The organism is Shewanella sp. 3_MG-2023, assembly GCF_030548765.1.
GTDB lineage: Bacteria > Pseudomonadota > Gammaproteobacteria > Enterobacterales > Shewanellaceae > Shewanella.
The window spans coordinates 97437-118361 of sequence record NZ_JAUOSH010000013.1; the positions used below are offsets into that span (position 1 = coordinate 97437).

A 20925-nucleotide genomic window follows, 5' to 3' on the forward strand; every position below is an offset into this window, starting at 1 on the left:
ATCAACTAGGCTCTGGCGATAAACTCAACCCAACTCTTTAAGGCACTTTCAAAGTCTTCTAAACCACAAAAGGCTTCTGACTCTGCATCATACATATTCATTGACTCTTCCAAGTCAAAGTCTTCATCAAAATCAATGGCATTGGTATAAATCCGCACCTGCTCACTGTCAATCGCGATAGACAAATCGTTACTTTGCCACGACCAGCCTGCTTTTTTGCTGGCCCTAATTTGTTCAATTTGCTGCAAAATATCGTGGCATTGGGATTTATCAGTACCAAGTTGCTCAGCAAAAAATCGTCCGAGTATCGCATGCTCCATACTGAATTCTGCAAACACGGTGCCGTCTAGACTATTACGGCGAAATTCATATTCCATGGTAAAGCTCAATTAAATAAGGCATTAAGTCTATTTTAACTGATATTGATGCAAACTGCTTAATTACAGCCAGTAAATAATTAAAAATACCCCGAATGGTATTTAAACTTACAGCATCTAAAATGCCTTAATAAGGCATTAGCAAGTAGGTTAAATAGTTAGCGGTATATTTAATGCTAAGTGATAGGATAGGCATTACCAACAAGATAAATCCGCTTTTAAACCATACACCATACCGCCTAGGTATAAGGAATCATATGGAATCAGGTTTTATATATTGCTTATTGTTATCAGGTCCTAATGCTGGTCAAAGTTTAACACCTGAGCAAGTTAACCAATGGCAGCCTGCAGATGGTTTATTGTGGCTACATCTGCGTTATAGCGCAGCCGATGCCATAGCGTGGATTAACAACGCCCAATTACCCGCCACTGAAACAGACACCCTACTGGCAGAGCACACTCGCCCAAGGGCTCTTAGCACTGCAGATGGTATATTAATGGCTTTACGCGGAGTTAACCTTAACCCCAATTCAGCGCCAGAAGACATGGTGTCGATGCGCGTTTTCGCCCAGCCACAGCGGATAATCTCTACCTGTGAACGGCCACTACAATCGGTAAAAGATATTGCTCAACAGATAATAAGCTCACCTGGTTCTATTGATTCTAGTGCTGATTTTCTTATCTCTTTATGTGAACGTTTAACCCACAGAAAAGTAGAACTCATCCATAATCTTGAAGATGAACTAGATAATCTTGATGAGCAGGTGTCTGAGCATAACAGCCAAACTTTACGCTCCGATATTGCTGATCTGCGTAAGCAAACGGTTATTTTACGGCGATACTTTTCGCCCCAACGGGATGCTTTTTCGCGGCTACTTAATGACAGCCACTTGCTCTTTAATACTGAGCATAAGCTTCGCATTAGAGAAATTAATGAAGTGCTCATTCGGGTCATTGAGGATTTAGATGCGGTGCGTGATAGAGCCAGCGTCACTCAAGAGCAGCTGCAATCAGTGCAATCTGAGCAGCTTAATAAACGGCTTTATTTTCTGTCACTGATCTCAGCAATATTTTTACCATTGGGCTTTTTAACGGGCTTGCTTGGGGTCAATATTGGCGGCATACCTGGTACTGATAGCCATTTAGCGTTCAGCTTATTTTGTGCAGGACTGTTTGCCATTATTGCGCTGCAAATGTGGCTATTTTATCGCTTTAAATGGTTGTAGTGATTTTCAGACAATAAAAAAGGACGCTTGGCGTCCTTTTTTATTATTCGAAAAATTACTGCGCAGCTGGTGCCGCTTGTGCTTTTTCGATAGACAGCAATTCAACTTCAAATACTAAGGTTGAATTAGCTGGGATAGTACCAGTATCACGTTCGCCGTAAGCAAGTTCTGATGGGATAACGAACTTGTACTTAGCACCAACAGGCATTAATTGAACACCTTCAGTCCAACCAGGAATAACGCGGTTTAGTGGGAACTTAGCTGGCTCACCACGGCTGTATGAGCTATCAAACTCAGTACCGTCAATCAAAGTACCTTTATAGTGTACTTCAACCGTGTCTTCAGCAACTGGAGTGTCACCTGCACCCGCTTCAAGTACTTCGTACTGTAAACCAGATTCTGTGGTTACTACGCCTTCTTTAGCTTTGTTGGTTTCAAGGAACTTTTTACCTTCTTCAACCGCTTTGCTGGCTAATAATGCAGCTTGCTCAGTACGCTTTTCGTTTAATTTAGTGTCTAAACCTTGAAGAACCACTTGCATCTCTTCTTCAGTTAACTCTAGCGTATCAGCTAAACCATCGCTAAAACCTTGGATAACTAAAGTTCTATCAACTGCAAACCCTAACTCTTCTTGTTCAGTAATATGACCCGCCATGTAACGGCCAATAGAACCACCAACACTGTAAGCTTCTTTTTGTGCATCCGTTGTTAATTCAACTTTTTTAGCAACAACTTCTTGCTCTTGATTACACGCAGTTAGACCAACAACAGCCAATGCAACTAACGATAATTTGTAAATAGATTTCATTAAAGCTTCCTCAGCACTCTTAAGCGGTTACAATAACCTTTAAATGTAAAATTTGTATATATTTGGCCACTTTATACTAATTAAAGTGTTTTTAGCAATGGCCGTAAGTCATATCAACGCCAATGAGACAACATTTATGGGAGTAAGTTCATGGTTAGGATCATAATGCTGATATTTTGCATTTGCTTACTCATAGGTTGTCATCCCTCTGCCACACACGTCTTTAGCGTCACTGATGATGCCAGTTACAGCGCCAGCTTATCTGAAGATGGCCAATATGCACTTGTTAGTACAGCAAGTAATGGGATTTTATGGTGGGATCTCAAGGCTAACCAGCTAAAATACCATTGGCAGCATGGCAATAGTGCTAGCGAAAGCGATAATAGCGTCTTTGATACAGCGATCTCTGCCAATGCGCATTATGCCGCGACATTATCTAATAGCTCATTAGTGATTTGGAATATCCAAAGTGGTAAATCCATTGGCTGGTGGTCCTTGCCCGCATCAGCACAATCGGTGGCCATTGCTAATAATGCCCAAACCCTAGTGGGATTAATTGATGGCTCAGTAATGTCATTGGCACCAGAAAAAAATCTGATTAAATTTTTGGGCCATAATGAGCGCGTTTCAAGCGTGTCAATTTCCGCTGATGGCCAGCGGGCACTAACAGGCTCCAATGATGGCTCTGTTATCTTGTGGCAAGCACAAACAGGCCAACCGATTCAGCAATGGCAACTTGAGTCACGCCTTAGTAAAGTACAATTGAATCAGCGCGGCAGCTTGAGTTTTGTCAGTGATATTAAAGGTCATGCCTATATCTATCACAATGACACTGGCGCACAGCAATCGCAATTGGCCATAAACCGACGCCAAATGACCTTTAGTAGTGCCAGGTTTATTCATCAAGATAAACAGCTAATAACAGGCTCACCTTCCAAAGAAATTATATTATGGGATACAAAAACTGGTAAAAAACAAACAACAAGGCAAATTCAGCTGACGAAAAACAGCCAAAATAGAGGTGCCGTTGTATACTCTATTGCAAGTGATGAAAATCAAAACATCATCAGTATCAGTAATCAAGGTTTAGTAGAAACATGGGGCAACTTAAAATAGTGCCATGTTTGGAGAAGATTAATGCAAGATGTACATCAAAAAATTGATGATTTAGAAATGAAAGTCGCTTTTCAAGAAGCAACCATTGAAGATCTCAATCAAGAAGTGATTAAATTAAATGACCTTGTTGCGTTTCAGCAACATCAATTGTCATTAATCGTCAATAAACTACAAGCGATTGAACCCAGTAATATGGCTTCTCAAGCAGATGAAACACCACCGCCACATTATTAATCTATGCTATATAAGCCATGATGAGCTAAGCCGCTATGAGCTAGCTTTTAGATAACGTGGTCGCTTTATTATTAACATTAAAGAGTCAAGAATTCGCTTGATGTTATCAAGCTGAATTTTCAGTAAGGGATTATATGCTAGAAAGTAACATTCTAACGATTGCTAAAACCGGTGCCGCTATTTTAACTCACCAAACTCAGCCCGTTGTTACTTTTGATCAAGCTCTGGTTCAGCTAACCGACGATATGATGGCTACTATGTTGGCAGCCAATGGAGTCGGGATCGCTGCGCCACAAGTGTTTAGTAATAAAGCGGTATTTATTATGCATTCAAGGCCAAATGCGCGCTATCCCTCAATACCCACAAGCCAAGCAACCATAGTTATCAACCCACAAATAATTAGCAGTTCGTTAGAGGTGGAAGCGGCTACAGAGGGATGCTTATCAATCGATAACCAGCGTGTTAGCGTCTATCGGCATAAACACATTAACGTGGAATACCAAACCTTAAGCGGTAAGTGGGTAACACAACAGTTGAGCGGCTTTGATGCCCGCATTTTTCAACATGAATTTGATCATTTACAAGGTATTACTTTGCTAGAAAGGATAAAAATGCCAGATCAGCAACAGGCCTTCGACCAAGAAAAATCACGGTTGCAGGACGTATGCTAATGAAAGCACTGAGCAGTATTTTCCTATTGCCAATCCTGTTATCAGGCTGCGCTTATAATAGTGTGCTGATTAACTACCCTTCGCAAATTGCGCCGATTAAACAGCAACTCAGTGGCCCAACACCCAGCGCCAAACTTAATGAGTTGGCCGGTGAAATTGATACCAATGATGGCCTACTTTACGCCCAAGAAGCTGGCCGAGTAGCGCAAATATCGGGTGATTTTGATGCCAGTAAAAATTATTACCAACAAGCCATCAAAGCCTATCAAGCCTTTGATGACAGAGCCGTTATTAGCGCCTCAGACTTAACCGCCACCGCCAGTAGCCTAGTATTAAACGACAATGCCATTCCATATCGCGGCCCAGGCTATGAGCGCATTATGGTGCATCAATACCAAGCCTTTAACTATTTATTTGCCGGCGATCCCCAAGGGGCGTTAATTGAAGTGCGCCGCAGTAATGAGCTGCAAAGCAGTGAGCAGGCGCGCTACCAAAAATCGCAAAAATCAGTGCAAGCCATGGCTAATGGCACCATTGATAGCGAATTAAATAAATTAGGCTCAGCGGCTGGCACTGTCACCAGCTCCTTTTTAAATGCCTACAGCTATTACACCACAGGTTTACTACATGAATTACTCGGCGAGCCCAATGATGCCTATATTGATTACCGTAAAGCGGCTCAAATAAGCCCGAATAATAAATACCTCCAACAAGATTTAGTCAGGTTAGCCAAGCAACTTTCAATGCCGCAATATGATGAATTCAAACGCCGTTGGGGAGATGCCATTTTACCTAAACAAGGCCAAGGTCAGGTGGTGATGGTGGTTGAACGTGGCTTTGTCCCCGAAAAACAAAGCCTGACCGTGCCGTTTACAATTCATGGCAACTGGCAAACGGTGTCATTAGCCACTTACCAGCCCTATAACCAAGTGATCCCGCCCTCAATCATTCAAGGTTTTGGCACAGTGCTAAAAGCTGAGCCCATTGCCAATATCGATGCCTTAGCCATTAATGCCTTAAAAGAAGATTTACCCGGCGCATTGGTTCGACAAGCCGCGCGGGTCTATACTAAATCAGAGTTTACTCGCAGCGTCGAAAGTGGCAGTAAACGCCGTAATAATGAAGCCGATGCCGCCGCCATATTAATGCAAATATTCAATGTGGTAACTGAGCAAGCAGACAGAAGAAGTTGGCTAACGCTGCCAAGGCAAGCGCAAATAGCGCGCCAATATATTGAGCCAGGCGCCTATCAAGTCAGCCTAGGTAACAGCCCAGCTGCGACCATTAATGTTCACGCTAATCGGGCCACCTTAATTTGGGTAATAGAAACTGGCAATCAAACCCGTTTTTATTCAATAATAATTTAATACGACTCCTATTTAACGCGACTTTTTAAAAACAACAACTTTACCTTTTATCTAACATGGAACTTACTATGAAACATTTTAAACTGATTTTTGTTTTAGCTGCGGTTATTGGGCTATCAGCGTGTCAATCTAAGGTTGAGTATGGCGATGCCACAGAAGTAGAAACCGTGAATGAAAACTTCGGTTCAACGGATCTACAAGTCATTGCCGCCAAAATGGTCGACAGCATGTTAACCTTCCCACCAGTGATCGTAATGACCCAAAACGATCGCCCAATTATTTTCGTTGATAAAATTAAAAATAAAACCTCAGAGCACATCGACACTGAATCAGTCACTGACACCATCAGTAACAAGCTATTACGCTCAGGTAAGTTCCGCTTTATTGACATGACCAAAGTCGATTCAGTGCGCAAGCAGCTTGATTACCAAAACAATGCTGGCATGGTCGACCCATCAACTGCGATTAAGTTTGGCCGCCAAGTGGGCGCGCAATACATGCTATACGGCAATCTTTCTAGCATAGTAAAACAAGATGGCAGCACTAAAGATGTTTACTATAAAATGACCATGCGTCTTATGGACCTTGAAACAGGCTTAATTGAATGGTCTGATGAAAAAGAAATCCGTAAAGTAAAATCGAAGTCTTTCTTAGGCATGTAAGCCTATTCGATTTACAATCATAAGCCGACGTCACGTCGGCTTTTTTATAGCAAAAATAACAATAATAAAAACATCAAATTAGGTTAGGGAAGAATTTGTGAACTCGTTTAAGTCTGCGCTTATTGCACTGGTCTGCTCCAGTTTATTTGCCTGTAATGCCACCGCGCCCAATATCAAACCCCGAGATGGCAGCGCGAACATCACTCAGGGCCAAGCTAAAGCTCGCTCAAATGTGGTGTCAGAGGTAGATTACCAACTCAGTTTTACCCTCACTGGTGATACCCGTTTTGAGGCCATTAGCAAAATAGATTTTAGCCTTGCAAGCACAGCGGAAGCATTAACCATCGACTTAAACCAAGCCAATATCAGCAAATTATTGATTAATGGCAAAAGCCTTTACCCTAACTACAATGGCGCATACCTCACCATTAACCCGCTGCTTTTATCAAGTGGCAAAAACACCATTGAGATAAGCTACAGCCGCGAGCACAGTACCAATGGCGAGGGCTTGCATCGCTTTGAAGACCCCGTTGATGGCAAGGTATATTTGTATTCCCATTTTGAACCCGCTGCTGCCCAGCAAATGTTTGCCGTGTTTGACCAACCCGATTTAAAAGCCAGCTTTCAAATTACTGTTGAAGCGCCGCCAAGCTGGCAGGTGATAAGCACCATGGCTGAAACCCATATTGAAGATCTTGGCGACAGCAAAATTTGGACTTTCCCAGCGACGCCAAAACTGAGCCCTTATAACTTCTCAATGCATGCTGGGCCTTATCATGTGTGGCAAGATAACTCAGGCAAATACCCCATGCGTTTATTTGCCCGCCAATCTGTGGCTGAGCAAGTTAACTATCAAGATTGGTTTACTTACACCAAGCAAGGCCTCAGCTTCTTCGATGATTACTTTGGTATTGACTACCCTTTTAAAAAGTACGACCAATTATTAGTGCCTGATTTTCTCTATGGCGCGATGGAGAATGCTGGCGCTATTACCTACTCAGAAAGCCGCTTTATGGTAAAAGACACCATGACCGCCGCCCAAAGGCAGCGGTTAGCTGGGGTTATCATGCATGAAATGGCGCACCAGTGGTTTGGCAATTTAGTGACCATGAAATGGTGGAATGGCTTATGGCTCAACGAAAGCTTTGCCTCCTTTATGGGCACCTTGGCCACCAGCGAAGCCACCGAATTTAACCACGCTTGGCGCAGCTTTTACGCCAGTGGCAAGCTAAAGGCGTATCAGCAAGATAGCCTAGTGACCACTCACCCCATCGAAGTGCCTGTGGCCAGTAGCAATAATGCCTTTGATAATATTGATGCTATTACCTATTCAAAAGGCGCGTCGGTGTTAATGCAATTACGCCATTTACTGGGCGCTGAGACATTCCAACAAGGTGTGCAGCAATACCTTAAAACATACAGTTATCAAAATGCCCAGTTAGCGGATTTTATTAATAGCCTTGCCAAAGCCAGTAATCGCGACTTAAGCCAGTGGACACAAGAGTGGCTGTACCAAGCTGGGGTTAACACCTTAACAGCCCAATACCAATGTAAAGACCATCGCATCAGCAAGTTTTCATTGCTACAAAGCGCCCCAAGTGAAGACTTTGCCACCCTGCGAGAACAAAAAGTACAAGTGGCATTATTTAGAGCAGCGCGGCATTTTATTCACCATAGCACCACGGTAGCGGTCACTTATAAAGGCGCCATTACCGAGGTACCTGAACTTGTAGGCGAGTATTGCCCAGACTTGGTTTACCCAAATTTTGATGATTGGGGCTTTGTAAAGGTTGAGTTAGATCAGCGCTCGTTTAACACGGTAAAGCAGCAGTTAGCTAAGGTCAGTGACCCATTACTGCGGTCAATGTTATGGCAAAGCATGTGGGACAGTGTTAGCGATGGCCACACCTCATTAAAGCAGTTTATTAATGTCGCCTTAGTTAATGCCCCATTAGAAAAAGACTACACCATTTTAGGCCAAGTCATTGGCTACTTAACAGAGGTGCAAAAAAACCTTCATAGCATGGCGCCTAACCATAAATCTTATGCCACTAAAGTCAGCAAAGCGCTAACACAAATGAGTTTACGCATGACCATGGAGCACCACGACGATGCTGATTTTCAGCGCCGCTGGTTTGATGCTTATATTAGCTTAGCCAGCGACAATGCCGCCCTTGGGCACTTAGCCGATATCTTGGCTGGCATTGCGCCGATTAAAGGGTTAACTATCAGTCAGGATTTACGTTGGAAAATAATCATTCAATTAAATCGCTATGATTACCCTAATAGCGCGGCGTTGCTGGCAAACGAAAAACAACAAGATAACAGCGACAGTGGCCAAAAATCTGCCATTGCCGCAGAAGTGTCTCGCCCTCAAGCTAGCCTTAAACGTCAATGGCTACACAAGATACAAGATGACAGCCGACTGCCCTTTGCCAAAGCCCGTATCGCCATGGATCATCTTTACCCAAGCGAACAAAAATTACTGAGCGCCGCTACTGCGGAGCAGCGTTTAGATACGCTAAGTGAGATTGATAAAAAAGGCCCGGTATTTATGCGCGCTTACAACCGAGCATTAATCCCCATGGACTGCACCAATGCCAATATTGAAGCTTTATCTGAAGTGTTAAATACCCAAACGGGATTATCGAAAATGACTCGGCGGGCACTGTTAGAAGCCCGCCAACAGGAACAAACCTGTGTCAGCATGAGTGAGGCCTTAGCAAGATAATAAGCGAGCGCTAGCTTTTTGAACTAGCACTAGCTTTTTGAACTAGCACTAGCTTTTTGAACTCGCGCTAGCTTTTTGAACTCACGTTAGCCTAGCGCCTAACCCTAAAGGTCATCATAATAGGCGCGTGATCAGTACTATCACTGTCACGCTCATATTCTGGCCTAACTAAGTGCCTATCGTAAGTTTGATAACCACTCACTTCCGCTAAATTGCGTGGGTGAGCGGCATCAAACTCACAGCTTGCCAAAATATAATCTAATACCGAGCCAGTATTGCCATAATAATGGGTTGCTGGCCTATCATGCTTATGTAAATCAGGCGCTGGTGCATCATCAATGTCGCTAGTCGATTCATCTGCATTAACACTAGATTCATATTCATCTTGGGCTAAGGTGGCATTGAGCTTTTGCCCTGCTTGAAACAATTCATAACTATCAAATAAACTAAAGCGTTCAAACTCAGCTTTAAGATTAACGTCATTCAATACTTTAAGGTTTGGATCGATAATATCGCTTCTAAACACTCGCTTGCTGTTAGCCCTAAAAGCCTCCAGTGCTGTGCTTTGCAATGAATCATTAAAATCACCCATTAATAACACCGGCAGCTGATTAGCCTGGCGGCGTTTGGCAATTTCATAAAATAGTAATGCCGCTTCACTGCCCCTTTGCATATTCGATGCCCATGTACCAAGGGCTTGTCTGGCCATAATATCAGCGCCGCCAGTCATGCCAGTATCGGCTAAAGTGTCGATACCCATGCCACTGCGTTTAGACTTTAAATGCACCACATAACACTCACACTCACCAAAGTGAGGTATGTTTACCCTTGCCAGTAACGGTTGGCGGCTAAAGCTAAAATCACTGGCAATGCCCATCAGTGGCAATAGTGATTTATCAACGCTGATTAAGGCAGTTTCGGTTATCGGAAATTTAGAAGCCAGCGCCACTACAGGGCTTTGATAAACATAGTCACTGACTAAGGTGGGCTCATCTAATACCGCAAAATAGTCATAGCCTAAAGGGAGCAATAATGCTTTTAAAGCATCGGGGCTAAAGACTTCTTGAAAACCAATCATGTCAGGTTGCTGCTCAGTGAGATAGTCAGTTAACCAGCGACATTTTTTTTGCCACTGCTGATGGGAATAAATATTTTCAAAATCATAATAAGCTGCAGGTGGCTCGATAAAGTTGAATAAATTAAACGAGGCTACCCGATACTGACGTGGCGTTTTTTGTGCAACTTTAGGGGGAATGTCAGCGTCGATTTCAGCAGCGACATCTGCCGCTATTGGCAGTAACAGATCATTATTTTGATCCTTTTGCAGATCTTTTTCTAGATTATTTTTAAGAGCTTTATTCAGAGTATTTTGACGGCTTTTTAAACTCACACGCGACACCTTACAACACCGATTAAGACTACAGATTATCCCCTATTCACCCCTATGTCGATGTTTGTCATACCGACTAAAAATCACCCTATTAGAATCTCTAAAACCAACAATTGTGTTTAAAGATTAAATAAAAACATGATCCTAAATTAGCAAGTGCCGTATTACCCATCGACATGACAATACGACAAAATGAATTTGAGGATATAAAGATGAAACGGAAATACTCCCTTGCTCTGTGCTTTTCACTAATCGCCCTAACCGCTTGTTCAGATGATGACGATGACAAAATTGTTATTGAAGAAACCCCCAATATTGAATATGCCCAAGTACGCGTTATTCACGCATCAAGCGATGCGCCTATGGTTAATGTCACTGCCGATGGCGCTCAGTTATTAGCCGATGTCGATTACGCCGTTTCAAGTGGTTTGTTAGAAGTTGAAGCCTCAACCTACGCCATTACCGTAGATGCAAAGCTTGCAGATGGCACCACTACAACGGTATTGTCAGCCGACTTAGCCGCCGCTGCAGATATGGAATATACCGCCGTTGCTTTAGGTAACGTCAGCGATGAAAACTTGATGCTCAAATTGGTTGCCAATGAAAAAGCCGATATCACCGCAGACAATGCCCGAGTGCAAGTATTACATGCTGCTCCTGATGTGGGTTTAGTGGATATTTACGTTACCGAGCCAATGGCAGACATCGCCATGATGGAGCCAACCTTATCGGCCAATTACATGGATAACAGTGATCAGCTTGAAGTGCCGACCGCTGATTATCAAATTCGAATTACCCCAAATGGTGACAAAACCGTGGTGTTTGATTCAGGCACAGTCAATTTAGCCGCAGGTAATGATTACTTCATTTCGGCAATCCCAAATGAATGGTCAGGAGACTCACCTGTCGCGCTGTTAGTGGCATTACCAGATGCACAAGTACTTTTAAATGATGTGAGCAGTGGTAGCGACATCCGTGCAGTCCATGCCGTAGCAGACGCACCTGCTGTTGATGTGTTTCTTGATGGCAGCATGACTCCCGCCATTGACATGCTATCGTTTGGTCAATTTGCAGGTTACGTCAACATCCCAGAAGGCATGCACACAGTCACTGTGGCAGCTGATGCTGATAACTCAGTTGAAGTGATTAAAGATGCCGAAGTCGATTTAATGCTAGGTGCCAGCTACTCAGTGCTCGCTGTCGGCTCTTTATCTGACAACGACATTAGCCCTTGGGCCTTTGCCGAGCACACTCGCCGCATTGCAACTGAAGCTAGATTAAACGTCATCCACGCTTCGTACTCAGCGGGTAATGTCGATGTTTACCTCACCCCTACAGCCGACATCAGTGCATCAGAGCCTGCGCTAACAGATGTACCATTTAAAGCAGCGTCAGGTAGTTTAAGTGTTGCCCCAGGTGATTACACCGTAAGCGTCACTGTAACAGGTACTAAAACTGTTGCCATTGGTCCACTGCCAGTGAGCTTAGCTGCAAATGGGCTATACAGCGTTGCTGCAGTGGATGCAGAAAATGACACTTCTATGTTTTCAGTTATTCTAATGGATGACTTTGTTGCCGAAGAAGAGTAACAACCAATTCAATACTGATATCTACCCAGTATGAGTATTGATTAAACACGATTTACCCGTCCCTGCGTTACCTTTTGCGACTTATCCCTTACCCAGATAAGTCGCTTTTTTTACTAAAATCATCAATCAAAACCATAACTCAACTTAAATGCCAGCTAAACAACCTTGAGGCACAGCATTATGCTAAAGTTATTTCCGCTTTATATTGTCACTTTGGTGTTATTTCATTTACTCAGCATAAAGGCTTTCGCCATGGAAATTCAGTTTGATAACCCCAATCATGTCAAAGAGGGCAGAATAAGTAATGACACGGTAATGGGCGGATTATCGGCAAGTCAGCTTGACTCTCAACAAGGCCAAAATGCCGTATTTAGCGGTAATGTCTCGCTAGATAATAATGGCGGCTTTGCCTCGATAGAGTTTCAATTACGTCAAACAGCCCCTTATAGTGACCGTATTACCCTTAGGGTCTTTGGTGACGGTAAACGCTATCAATTACGCCTAAAAACCGCCAAACTGAGTTTTGGTGAAGCCTATGCCGCCGACTTTGATACGCAAGCGGGGCAATGGAGTGAACACACATTTACCGTGACAGATTTTCTGCCACGTTTTCGGGGTAGAAATATCAGCGCGCCAGCGTTAAAATTTGCTGATATCAGCCGCATTGGTTTACTGATCGCCGCCAAGCAGCAAGGCCCATTTAGTATTACCTTAGATACGCTGGTATTTGATAGCCACATATAAGCAAAAGCTAAGCACAAGCTGAGTAGAATCAGAGCATGAGCGCGAAAGGCTATCGCCCATCAACACCCTATTTTTGACTGCAAGGATTAGCAATGAAAAGTTTGGCCGGCATTAAAGGCGTCATTTTTGATTTAGATGGCACCTTGGTTGAATCAGCACTGGATTTTAGCCAAATAAAACAGGAATTAGGTTGCCCATGCGATGTTGACCTACTGGATTTTGTCGCCGATATTACCCATCCGCCTTTGCGAGATAGAGCCAACCAAATTATCTTGGCCCATGAAACACAAGATGCCACGAATGCCAAAGCCTTGCCGCATATGCATGAATTACTCAGCAGCATTGAACAGTTAAGTTTGCCCAGCGCCATTGTTACCCGCAACAGTAAAGCGGCCACGGCCACCAAGCTTAGGCAAAATAATATCAATCTCGAACTGGTATTAACCCGCGAATGTTATCCCGCCAAACCCGCCCCAGATGCACTGCTGGCCATCGCCACCACTTGGGATTTAGACCCTGCGTCACTGATTTATGTGGGCGATTATTTATATGATATTCAAGCGGCGAAAAATGCAGGGATGAAGTCGGTGTTTATCAACCACAATAAGCAGCCTGATTATCAATCTCAGGCTGATTTTATTGTGAATGATTTACGACAATTACAACACGCGATTTTGGCGTCTAATAGCTAGTTAACTCGCTACTTTAGGGGCATGATTGGGATTGGTTTGTAACTTTTTTTGGACAAAAAGTGGGTTAGTAACGCCGCACTAAGCGGACTAAAACAGAGGGTTTAAATGCGTAGCAAAGCTAAACGTAACCCGCTGTTTTAGTTCAATTTAAACACCTTACTACACGTACTATACAGTGACCCAAAAAAGTTCCTCATGGCTTTCTTTTTCTAAGTCTTTCCATGTAATCTTTGCTTGGTATTTTAATGGAGAGCCTAAGCATATTGCAGCGATTAACTTAACTCTGGTATTTGGCTTCATTTCTGGATGTGGGAATTTCTCTTCTACATCACTACAAAGTGGACTGTTTTCACAGTCAACAAGCTCAAACCTGACGTCAAATGCAGAGCCTTGCCCTGTATTGGAAATATAGAAAGAATATGACTTTCCTAATTTAGTTAACGATACATTAAATTTAGGCTTTATTTTGTCAGCCTTTTCTAATTCGATACTTTCAATTTGAAGCTTAGAAAGCTCAGCAGTGACCCTTTCTAGTTCTAGTTGTTCTTTAGCCAGTTTACGAGTTCGGATTAATGAAACTGAAGAAACCACTATAGCCAGTAATGAAACAAGACTACTTATAATTTCGTATTTGCTCATTTATTTAAACCCCTTGAACGCTTTCTTTAACATATTTTCAATTTCTTTTTTAGCTTCTGGAATAATGACTTCCTTAGCTTGCTCAATACCTACCTCTTTAAGCTCTGCCAGCATCATTTCAAATTTACAATGATTACATTTAACAAAGTCATCATCTTGTACATTATCAGGTTGTTCAAATTCAGTTTCACCACACTGTGGACATTGAATCTGTATGCTTTCAGTTTTGATCATGGCAACTCCGAATGTACGTGTAACGCCGCAATAAGCGGACTAAAATTGCGGGTTAACATGTGTAGCAAAGCGAAGCGTAACCCACTGTTTTAGTTCCGTTATAACTACCTTGCTATACGTTTAACTAAAAAAGCAATCGTACTCATTTTGACCAACAACATTCAAGAAATCTTCTAGATGTTTGACTGTTGCTACAGGTTCATATACATGCCATTTAAGATCAGATTTTTGCCAATAGATCTTCCACACTTTTTGCGTTTTCACATATGTAGCTTTCGCAATCGGAATATCTAATTTTTCCGATGGATTTCTAAAGTTAGCTCTAATTTCAAATAGCACAACGCTTTGATTTTCAATTTGATAACTAATATCAAGCTGGTCTCTTACATGAACAGGAGGCCGATGCTCATCAATAAACTTATCTAACTCTTTCTCACAACGCTTTATTTCAAACTCACTGATTGCCATAATAAAACTCATCTCTCTGAATGACGTATAACGCCGCCAACACGCGCAGCTTTTTAGTGAAGGCGGAGCCGCAACGAAAAAGTTGTCGCAGTGATTGGCCTTGTTATTTGCCATTACTCGTGTGCCTCCAGCGTGCTGAATATTTCTTGTGATAATGCGCCAAATGCAATGTTAACAGATTCAGATAGCCCTGTAATATTGTCGAAATCTGGATCAGCTAGAAGCGTAACTTCGAAAATTGAATATTCAGGCATTGCTTCATGATTGACCCACGGTACACCCTTTAGCTTCTCCCAATAACGAATTTGCACATCTTTCGTTTGTCCTAGAAGCCACAGTTCGAAGTGTGCCTGCTGGTGGTTAAACACAATCGCAAACTTAAGCTTGTTCCTTTTTAGATAATCATTTTGCAAATAGAAGTACGTTACGTCTATGTAACCATGCAATACGCTTGCTACCGAGAACTCTCCTTTGTACTTTTTAGAGAATTCAGTTCGAAGGTTTTGAACAATACCGACCAACCTTTGGTAGGTTTCCTGGATTTCTCCACTGGCGAGTGCCTTTTTGTAGGAGGATATCCGCGCGTTTAAACTTTTATCTGACATTATCCGTGTCCTCCAACTTTAACTGGCACATAACAGCTTATTATCCAGCGTCTCGGATAAATCCCTGCTTATAATTAATTTTGAATTCAATTTATCATGTAACTTACTGATATAAAAGAACTAACACCTACTTTATTGGCCGCATTAAGGTTAATCACTCCGCAAAGTTGAGCCTGAACATTTATCGGGTCCATTGTTACTCAATATGAATAACATAAACCCATGAAATATATAAGTTAAACTTTCAACCTCAAATTTATCGATGCCAATTGACCTGATTTTGGCTTCGATAATAATGAAAAATTCTTAGAGGATTAATATAACTGCGTTAATACACAGTGATATTAAGCTTTAAACTTCATTTATATTGGCCCCGTTACAGCAGGCCATTACTTCAATCTAACCAATTGCCTACCGCAGGTGATGTATAGGATATACAAATGTCGCGATCACATGGTCAATGATGTTCCCGACATCATCATGACATTTCCCAAGTACCTATGGGTCAGATGTGAAAGAGCGACCTTATGTGCAAGCACTACTGTGACACGCTGCATTCTTTATATAAATCAAAAGGTCCCTGAAAGCTCTGCCAAAACAAATAACATCCTTGTTAAACGGCCAGTTCGGCATCCATGCCTCTAGCTCAGAACGTTTCACACTGTGAAACTTCGCCATGTCATGGACGGTCACAGCTGCGCTTACACCGGAATTTTCATATCTTCGATTTAGCCTCATATATTGCGGCAAGTAAAAGCTCAAGAGTTGAAGATCTATTTGCCTCCGACTCAATTTGAATTGAGGACGCAGAGAAAATAGCGTGATGCTCACATGAATGTGAGCATAGCTTTCGCGGTGCAGGGTCACTCCTTAGCATCCATGCCACCGTGACATTTGTAAATCCATTTACTTCAGACTCACCATCGGAAGCGTTAGCATTTTCACTCTTTATAATAAACAGGGGCCGAAGTTAGCAACAAACGAAGTCAGAAGCTGGATCAATCCCCGTCGAAAATTATGCGCTTTTCAGCATTTTTCGTCGGGGGCTGAGGGATTGTTAAGGGGGACAAGCAGTTTCCCCCTTGACTCTGGTGTGGGCGAAGCGCCACGACTTTGATTTTTACATGGCAAAATAAATTGAGGGCAAGTGTGAATGTGAAAAAACCACAATGTTAATCCAAACAGAATTTGGAAGCAGAACCCTTCTATAGCTGAACCTTTTAACCCGATTCAACGTAATAACGTAATGAGGTAAATAAACAATCAGATGAGATATAGACCACCAACTAGGAGAAATGAATGAACCCATTACACCCAAAAAAGTTACTTCATAGTAAATGGACAAAGGTCAATGTGACCGAAAAACTAAAACACTTTTCGGTCACTAAAGTCAGTTTTGATGAACAACAAAACGTGATTGAATGCTTAATTAGAGCTGAGCTAAACGGTCAAGAATTTGCTATCAATTGGCGCGAGTTAAAACAAACCAGCCAGTGGTTACAAGGCTGGAAGTAATCATAAAAAATCACAAATCTCAGTTAACGGTTTCTTGTGTAAAGCATGCTCTGGTATCGTAGCATTCTCATCAGGATAACCAGCCACAATCAGCATATAGGGGCGCTCATTGTCATTATCTCGGCCACATACTTTACTTAAAAACGACATAGGTTTGGGAGTGTGAGTTAAGGTGCCAAGGCCTGCATTGTGCAGCGCCTGAATTAAAAAACCTGTGGCGATGCCTACCGACTCATGCACGTAATAATTCTGCTTTTGCTCACCATTATCTTCGCTGCGTTTTTTAGAAAACACCGCAATTAACCAAGGGGCGGTTTCTAGATAAGGTTTGCTGGCATTAGTGCCTAATGGCTTTAAATTATCGAGCCACTCTTCACCGCCGCGACCGGCATAAAATGCTTGTTCGATGGCTTCAGCTTGCTGGCGAATTTGCGCTTTAATCTCAGGGTTACTGATGGCGACAAAGTGCCACGGCTGATGATTGGCGCCATTTGGCGCGGTTCCTGCCGCTAAAATACATTGCTCAATGACCTGCTGAGGAACCGCTCTATCAGAGAACTTACGTATCGAATGACGGCGTTTTACATTTTGATAGTTTTGCTGCGCCCGTACAATCATCTCTGCTTGGCTATATTCGATGAAATCGGTCAGTGGTAAGTGAGCTTCGGTCATATCTGTTCCTTATTATTTTAGTTAGCACAGTTTGAGTCTTGTTCTATTTATCGTCTTATCAATTTATCGTCCGTTAACCATCGTTATAGCTTCATGAGCAAGTAGCCGCTAAAGCTCTTTAGAATATAAGGGCTTAATCATATGGCTATAAAGCAAGCTGGCGGCGGCCTGTGATGCATAAAGCACCAGCTTACATTGTATATTTACAACTGCAAACTCAACCATTAAAAGTCAAAAATGCTAGCAGCACACATCCGACCAGCACAATGGCTCGAACTCCTTAGCTGGCGATCATTTTTATTTTAATGCTGCTAACTCTTGGGCATAATCAGCAACCCTTTTACTCAAGTTGGCAAACAAAAACCTCACACCAACAGCGTAATCACAACCAACTTTTTATTTGGAACGCAAAATTAACACATTTTTAAAATGGAAGTTACCAGCTACAGAACCGTTAAGCAGATTCAAATAAAACACGATAATAAAAATTAAAGGTTTACATGAATTTTACCATCAAGCATAAGATCAGTTTCTTCGTCTTCATTTCATTATTCGCCATTATAGCTGTTGGATATAAAGGTATCGATTTAGTCGAGCAGAAAATGCTCGAAGCCAAAAAGGTCCAACTACAAGTACAAGTCGAATCGGTAGAAAGTCTTCTTAAATCGGTTTATCAAAAAGTGCAAACCGGGGAGCTTTCAGTTGATGAGGCAAAGCAAGACTTTTACCTTACCCTACAAAACCTCAGTTATGGTCATGACGGTTATTTCTTCGCATTCACTTCCGACATGATCCTTCGCGCATCCCAAAAAGGCGCAAAAGTAGCGGTTAATATTGCCCATGTTCAAGACAATGATGGCGGCTACCTGTATCAAGAGATTTTGGATGGCACCCGAAATCGTGATAATCGCGGCTTTGTTGAATATGACTTTAAACGCGTTGCCAATGGTAAACCTGAACCCAAGTTATCTTACTCATTAATGTTTCAGCCATGGGATTTAGTGGTGGGAACGGGTATTTATATTAGCGATATTAATGAGACAGCAAACAAAACAATGATGACGATGGCGTTAGTTGTCGGTGTTATTCTGGCTATCTTGCTCAGTATTTCATTTTTCATTATTAAAGCGATAACGGGACCGATTAATAATATTCAAGCGGTGATGCTAAAAGCAGAGCAAGGTGATATGACACAACGTATTGTGATTGACAAAGAGCATGATGAGCTGGGTCAGCTAAGTAAATCAATCAATGCGATGTTAAGTCAGTTTCATCAGCTACTCGATAGCTTAAATGTCTCATCTAAAACACTGTCGAGCGCATCAGAAGGGCTCTCTGTTATTGCGGCACAAACTAATCGAAGTGTTTCAGATCAAACGGGTGAAATCCAAACGGTAGTCAGTGCTATTGAGCAAATGTCTGTGACAATCAAAGAGGTTGAAGGTAACACCCTTAACGCTGCGAGTGCCACTGCAGAAGCCAGCGACATGATTAATGGCGCAAGTGATATGGTTGCAGATACCATCACATTAATAAATAACACCTCCCATAGAATTGATGAAGCCAGCGCGGTTGTCGATGAGCTTAAGCAGGGATCCGCAGAAATTGCCCAGGTTCTTAATGTGATTACTAGCATTTCAGATCAAACAAACTTACTCGCCTTAAACGCGGCGATAGAAGCTGCTCGTGCTGGTGAAGCTGGTCGCGGTTTTGCAGTGGTTGCAGATGAAGTTAGAAGCTTAGCCCATAGTACTCAAAACTCGACTGTGGAAATCAGCAAAATCATTGAGACCCTACAACACTTAGCTCAAAGTGCAGCCAGCAGCATGAATGCAGGTAAAGAAGCCACTGATCAAACCATAGAGGCTGCGGCTAGAACGGATCAAAACTTAAAATTAGTGGTACAGCATGTAGATAACATTAACCAAATGACTGAACAAATTTCTTCGGCAACGACTGAGCAATCAGCGGTTTCTGATGAAGTAGCTCGCGCTATGGTCAACATTAGTAATATTTCACTGGAAACAGGTCAAGCAAGTGAGCAAACCAGCCATGAGAGTGAAAATGTGAAATTACTGTCAGAGCAAGTTGATAAAAACATTGCTAAATTTACGATTTAATCGCCTCAAATGAATAACAGATAAAGCAGCGATACAGGGTGTTCTACACGCCCTGTTGCTGCTTTGTTTTGAAATCAGCTAAGGTGATTTGTAATGCTTCAATCGCCGTTGTGGTATCTATTTTATTTTCTTCAAGTAACTGAATTAAATCGACCGCAAGTTGAATGGCTTTAGGCGCATCATTCAAGGCTGATGGTTGCGGAGTTTCTGTGGTCATTTGCGTTATCCAATATGTAAAGTAGGCCTAACCATACGCACATAATGATTGCGCTATGGCTCAGCCGAAATGTTAACTCAGTAATTGTTGTTGGCCTGCGGTTTATGGTAAGACTTTAGCTGGCAGCTTTGTTATAAAACACATTAACTCGCAATTAAAGTGAAAAGTTAGCAATGGCTTTTTGAATGCCCACCACATCAGTGCCTTTTTTTAGCTCTTTAACTATGGGTTGCTCTGTGCCTGAAATATAAATTTTCAGCTCGGCATCCATATCAAAGGTACCTGCGGTTTCAACAATAAAGTGAGTCATCGATTTATAAGCAATTGAATGATAACTCACCTTTTTGCCCGTCATGCCTTGTTTGTCGATTAAAATAAGCCGTTTGTCGGTGAACACAAACATATCGCGGATCAATTTATAACCCAGATGCACTGACTCATTGTCAGCCAAAATTGGCGCAAGCTCTTGCTCTAATTCTGCTAAATCAACTTCTGACGAGTTACCTAATATCGCATCAAATAATCCCATAACGTCTCCCTGTTTTTATGTTTTCAAACTGAATGGTCAGCTTATTCATTATATTTATGCCACAAAATACTGCGCTATCTTGATGATATTAACAAGCTTATTCCATGCTAAAACCAATACTTATAAATGTTCAATAGCAGCTGCTATGGACTAATAACCCTGCAATTACCAATGCAATTACCTATGCAACTACCTATTCAACTACCTATGCAGCAGCGCTTTTGCGCACTTATTTTGAGCCGTATTAACAAGCTTATTCCATGCTAAAACCAATACTTATAAATGTTCAATAGCAGCTGCTATGGACTAATAACCCTGC

Annotated in this window: 22 protein-coding genes; 12 read left to right on the top strand and 10 right to left on the bottom strand. The window is 42.2% G+C overall.

The features are described 5' to 3' along the window. Window positions 1-5: 5 nt before the first annotated feature. Window positions 6-377 carry a YacL family protein gene (locus Q4591_RS09550; RefSeq protein WP_102438420.1) on the bottom strand — a complete coding sequence of 124 codons (372 nt, stop codon included), beginning with the start codon at window positions 375-377 and terminating at the stop codon, window positions 6-8. Window positions 378-634: 257 nt separating this feature from the next. Here Q4591_RS09550 and Q4591_RS09555 point away from each other — a divergent pair, with 257 nt between their 5' ends. Further along, complete coding sequence (locus Q4591_RS09555; protein WP_303460749.1) at window positions 635-1603, top strand: zinc transporter ZntB; 969 nt, start codon at window positions 635-637, stop codon at window positions 1601-1603. 55 nt (window positions 1604-1658) lie between these two features. Here Q4591_RS09555 and fkpA read toward each other — a convergent pair whose 3' ends face one another. Further along, the gene (gene fkpA / locus Q4591_RS09560) at window positions 1659-2411 is read right to left on the bottom strand and encodes an FKBP-type peptidyl-prolyl cis-trans isomerase (protein WP_102438416.1); all 753 of its coding nucleotides are present in this window, start codon (window positions 2409-2411) and stop codon (window positions 1659-1661) included. A gap of 150 nt (window positions 2412-2561) precedes the next feature. Between fkpA and Q4591_RS09565 the strand changes: the two genes are divergently transcribed. From Q4591_RS09565 to pepN, 6 genes are all read left to right on the top strand, one after another. Next, window positions 2562-3527, top strand: a complete 966-nt coding sequence (locus Q4591_RS09565; RefSeq protein ID WP_102438414.1) for a WD40 repeat domain-containing protein — start codon at window positions 2562-2564, stop codon at window positions 3525-3527. Window positions 3528-3548: 21 nt separating this feature from the next. Continuing rightward, entirely contained in the window at window positions 3549-3761 is a 213-nt protein-coding gene (locus tag Q4591_RS09570; protein ID WP_076540726.1) for a SlyX family protein, read from the top strand. A gap of 134 nt (window positions 3762-3895) precedes the next feature. Then, window positions 3896-4432, top strand: a complete 537-nt coding sequence (gene def, locus Q4591_RS09575; RefSeq protein ID WP_303460753.1) for a peptide deformylase — start codon at window positions 3896-3898, stop codon at window positions 4430-4432. Then, entirely contained in the window at window positions 4432-5799 is a 1368-nt protein-coding gene (locus Q4591_RS09580) for a COG3014 family protein (protein WP_102438410.1), read from the top strand. The genes def and Q4591_RS09580 overlap by 1 nt, the downstream gene beginning before the upstream one ends. A 68-nt stretch (window positions 5800-5867) precedes the next feature. Next, window positions 5868-6461, top strand: coding sequence for a penicillin-binding protein activator LpoB (gene lpoB / locus Q4591_RS09585; RefSeq protein WP_175609517.1), 594 nt, complete (start codon window positions 5868-5870; stop codon window positions 6459-6461). Between the two features lie 97 nt (window positions 6462-6558). Beyond that, the gene (pepN, locus tag Q4591_RS09590; RefSeq protein WP_303460755.1) at window positions 6559-9192 is read left to right on the top strand and encodes an aminopeptidase N; all 2634 of its coding nucleotides are present in this window, start codon (window positions 6559-6561) and stop codon (window positions 9190-9192) included. A gap of 91 nt (window positions 9193-9283) precedes the next feature. Here pepN and Q4591_RS09595 read toward each other — a convergent pair whose 3' ends face one another. Continuing rightward, the gene (locus tag Q4591_RS09595) at window positions 9284-10582 is read right to left on the bottom strand and encodes an endonuclease/exonuclease/phosphatase family protein (RefSeq protein WP_303460757.1); all 1299 of its coding nucleotides are present in this window, start codon (window positions 10580-10582) and stop codon (window positions 9284-9286) included. 212 nt (window positions 10583-10794) lie between these two features. Between Q4591_RS09595 and Q4591_RS09600 the strand changes: the two genes are divergently transcribed. The 3 genes from Q4591_RS09600 (at window position 10795) to Q4591_RS09610 (ending at window position 13607) form a co-directional block, all read left to right on the top strand. Continuing rightward, window positions 10795-12171 carry a DUF4397 domain-containing protein gene (locus Q4591_RS09600; protein ID WP_303460760.1) on the top strand — a complete coding sequence of 459 codons (1377 nt, stop codon included), beginning with the start codon at window positions 10795-10797 and terminating at the stop codon, window positions 12169-12171. 180 nt (window positions 12172-12351) lie between these two features. Then, on the top strand, window positions 12352-12915 hold the full coding sequence (locus Q4591_RS09605; protein ID WP_303460762.1) for a CIA30 family protein: 564 nt from the start codon (window positions 12352-12354) through the stop codon (window positions 12913-12915). 92 nt (window positions 12916-13007) lie between these two features. Beyond that, the gene (locus Q4591_RS09610; protein ID WP_303460764.1) at window positions 13008-13607 is read left to right on the top strand and encodes an HAD family hydrolase; all 600 of its coding nucleotides are present in this window, start codon (window positions 13008-13010) and stop codon (window positions 13605-13607) included. Between the two features lie 168 nt (window positions 13608-13775). Here Q4591_RS09610 and Q4591_RS09615 read toward each other — a convergent pair whose 3' ends face one another. The 4 genes from Q4591_RS09615 to Q4591_RS09630 form a co-directional block, all read right to left on the bottom strand. Next, window positions 13776-14246 carry a hypothetical protein gene (locus tag Q4591_RS09615; protein ID WP_102532010.1) on the bottom strand — a complete coding sequence of 157 codons (471 nt, stop codon included), beginning with the start codon at window positions 14244-14246 and terminating at the stop codon, window positions 13776-13778. Next, window positions 14247-14480: a hypothetical protein gene (locus Q4591_RS09620; protein ID WP_303460768.1), complete on the bottom strand. Its 234-nt coding sequence runs from the start codon at window positions 14478-14480 to the stop codon at window positions 14247-14249. 120 nt (window positions 14481-14600) lie between these two features. Beyond that, the gene (locus Q4591_RS09625) at window positions 14601-15062 is read right to left on the bottom strand and encodes a DUF3024 domain-containing protein (RefSeq protein ID WP_303460771.1); all 462 of its coding nucleotides are present in this window, start codon (window positions 15060-15062) and stop codon (window positions 14601-14603) included. Continuing rightward, window positions 15062-15553: a hypothetical protein gene (locus Q4591_RS09630; RefSeq protein WP_102520836.1), complete on the bottom strand. Its 492-nt coding sequence runs from the start codon at window positions 15551-15553 to the stop codon at window positions 15062-15064. Before Q4591_RS09630 ends, Q4591_RS09625 begins: the two co-directional genes overlap by 1 nt. A gap of 1299 nt (window positions 15554-16852) precedes the next feature. Between Q4591_RS09630 and Q4591_RS09635 the strand changes: the two genes are divergently transcribed. After that, window positions 16853-17068: a TIGR02450 family Trp-rich protein gene (locus Q4591_RS09635; RefSeq protein ID WP_102438391.1), complete on the top strand. Its 216-nt coding sequence runs from the start codon at window positions 16853-16855 to the stop codon at window positions 17066-17068. On the opposite strand, the gene Q4591_RS09640 is transcribed toward Q4591_RS09635, so the two are convergent. After that, window positions 17069-17740 carry a nitroreductase family protein gene (locus Q4591_RS09640; RefSeq protein ID WP_303460776.1) on the bottom strand — a complete coding sequence of 224 codons (672 nt, stop codon included), beginning with the start codon at window positions 17738-17740 and terminating at the stop codon, window positions 17069-17071. 500 nt (window positions 17741-18240) lie between these two features. Between Q4591_RS09640 and Q4591_RS09645 the strand changes: the two genes are divergently transcribed. Further along, window positions 18241-19860, top strand: coding sequence for a methyl-accepting chemotaxis protein (locus Q4591_RS09645; RefSeq protein ID WP_303460779.1), 1620 nt, complete (start codon window positions 18241-18243; stop codon window positions 19858-19860). Between the two features lie 43 nt (window positions 19861-19903). Here the strand turns inward: Q4591_RS09645 and Q4591_RS09650 are convergent, their stop codons facing one another. Then, on the bottom strand, window positions 19904-20077 hold the full coding sequence (locus tag Q4591_RS09650; protein ID WP_303460782.1) for a YbaM family protein: 174 nt from the start codon (window positions 20075-20077) through the stop codon (window positions 19904-19906). A 154-nt stretch (window positions 20078-20231) separates the two neighbouring features. Continuing rightward, window positions 20232-20606 carry a PH domain-containing protein gene (locus Q4591_RS09655; protein WP_102438386.1) on the bottom strand — a complete coding sequence of 125 codons (375 nt, stop codon included), beginning with the start codon at window positions 20604-20606 and terminating at the stop codon, window positions 20232-20234. Window positions 20607-20925: the final 319 nt, after the last annotated feature.

What these genes read in the sequence shown, in the direction of transcription:
- Q4591_RS09550 (WP_102438420.1), bottom strand. Translation starts at nt 377, where the DNA reads ATGGAATATGAATTTCGCCGTAATAGTCTAGACGGCACCGTGTTTGCA.
- Q4591_RS09555 (WP_303460749.1), top strand. Translation starts at nt 635, where the DNA reads ATGGAATCAGGTTTTATATATTGCTTATTGTTATCAGGTCCTAATGCT.
- fkpA (WP_102438416.1), bottom strand. Translation starts at nt 2,411, where the DNA reads ATGAAATCTATTTACAAATTATCGTTAGTTGCATTGGCTGTTGTTGGT.
- Q4591_RS09565 (WP_102438414.1), top strand. Translation starts at nt 2,562, where the DNA reads ATGGTTAGGATCATAATGCTGATATTTTGCATTTGCTTACTCATAGGT.
- Q4591_RS09570 (WP_076540726.1), top strand. Translation starts at nt 3,549, where the DNA reads ATGCAAGATGTACATCAAAAAATTGATGATTTAGAAATGAAAGTCGCT.
- def (WP_303460753.1), top strand. Translation starts at nt 3,896, where the DNA reads ATGCTAGAAAGTAACATTCTAACGATTGCTAAAACCGGTGCCGCTATT.
- Q4591_RS09580 (WP_102438410.1), top strand. Translation starts at nt 4,432, where the DNA reads ATGAAAGCACTGAGCAGTATTTTCCTATTGCCAATCCTGTTATCAGGC.
- lpoB (WP_175609517.1), top strand. Translation starts at nt 5,868, where the DNA reads ATGAAACATTTTAAACTGATTTTTGTTTTAGCTGCGGTTATTGGGCTA.
- Q4591_RS09600 (WP_303460760.1), top strand. Translation starts at nt 10,795, where the DNA reads ATGAAACGGAAATACTCCCTTGCTCTGTGCTTTTCACTAATCGCCCTA.
- Q4591_RS09605 (WP_303460762.1), top strand. Translation starts at nt 12,352, where the DNA reads ATGCTAAAGTTATTTCCGCTTTATATTGTCACTTTGGTGTTATTTCAT.
- Q4591_RS09610 (WP_303460764.1), top strand. Translation starts at nt 13,008, where the DNA reads ATGAAAAGTTTGGCCGGCATTAAAGGCGTCATTTTTGATTTAGATGGC.
- Q4591_RS09615 (WP_102532010.1), bottom strand. Translation starts at nt 14,246, where the DNA reads ATGAGCAAATACGAAATTATAAGTAGTCTTGTTTCATTACTGGCTATA.
- Q4591_RS09620 (WP_303460768.1), bottom strand. Translation starts at nt 14,480, where the DNA reads ATGATCAAAACTGAAAGCATACAGATTCAATGTCCACAGTGTGGTGAA.
- Q4591_RS09625 (WP_303460771.1), bottom strand. Translation starts at nt 15,062, where the DNA reads ATGGCAAATAACAAGGCCAATCACTGCGACAACTTTTTCGTTGCGGCT.
- Q4591_RS09630 (WP_102520836.1), bottom strand. Translation starts at nt 15,553, where the DNA reads ATGTCAGATAAAAGTTTAAACGCGCGGATATCCTCCTACAAAAAGGCA.
- Q4591_RS09635 (WP_102438391.1), top strand. Translation starts at nt 16,853, where the DNA reads ATGAACCCATTACACCCAAAAAAGTTACTTCATAGTAAATGGACAAAG.
- Q4591_RS09640 (WP_303460776.1), bottom strand. Translation starts at nt 17,740, where the DNA reads ATGACCGAAGCTCACTTACCACTGACCGATTTCATCGAATATAGCCAA.
- Q4591_RS09645 (WP_303460779.1), top strand. Translation starts at nt 18,241, where the DNA reads ATGAATTTTACCATCAAGCATAAGATCAGTTTCTTCGTCTTCATTTCA.
- Q4591_RS09650 (WP_303460782.1), bottom strand. Translation starts at nt 20,077, where the DNA reads ATGACCACAGAAACTCCGCAACCATCAGCCTTGAATGATGCGCCTAAA.
- Q4591_RS09655 (WP_102438386.1), bottom strand. Translation starts at nt 20,606, where the DNA reads ATGGGATTATTTGATGCGATATTAGGTAACTCGTCAGAAGTTGATTTA.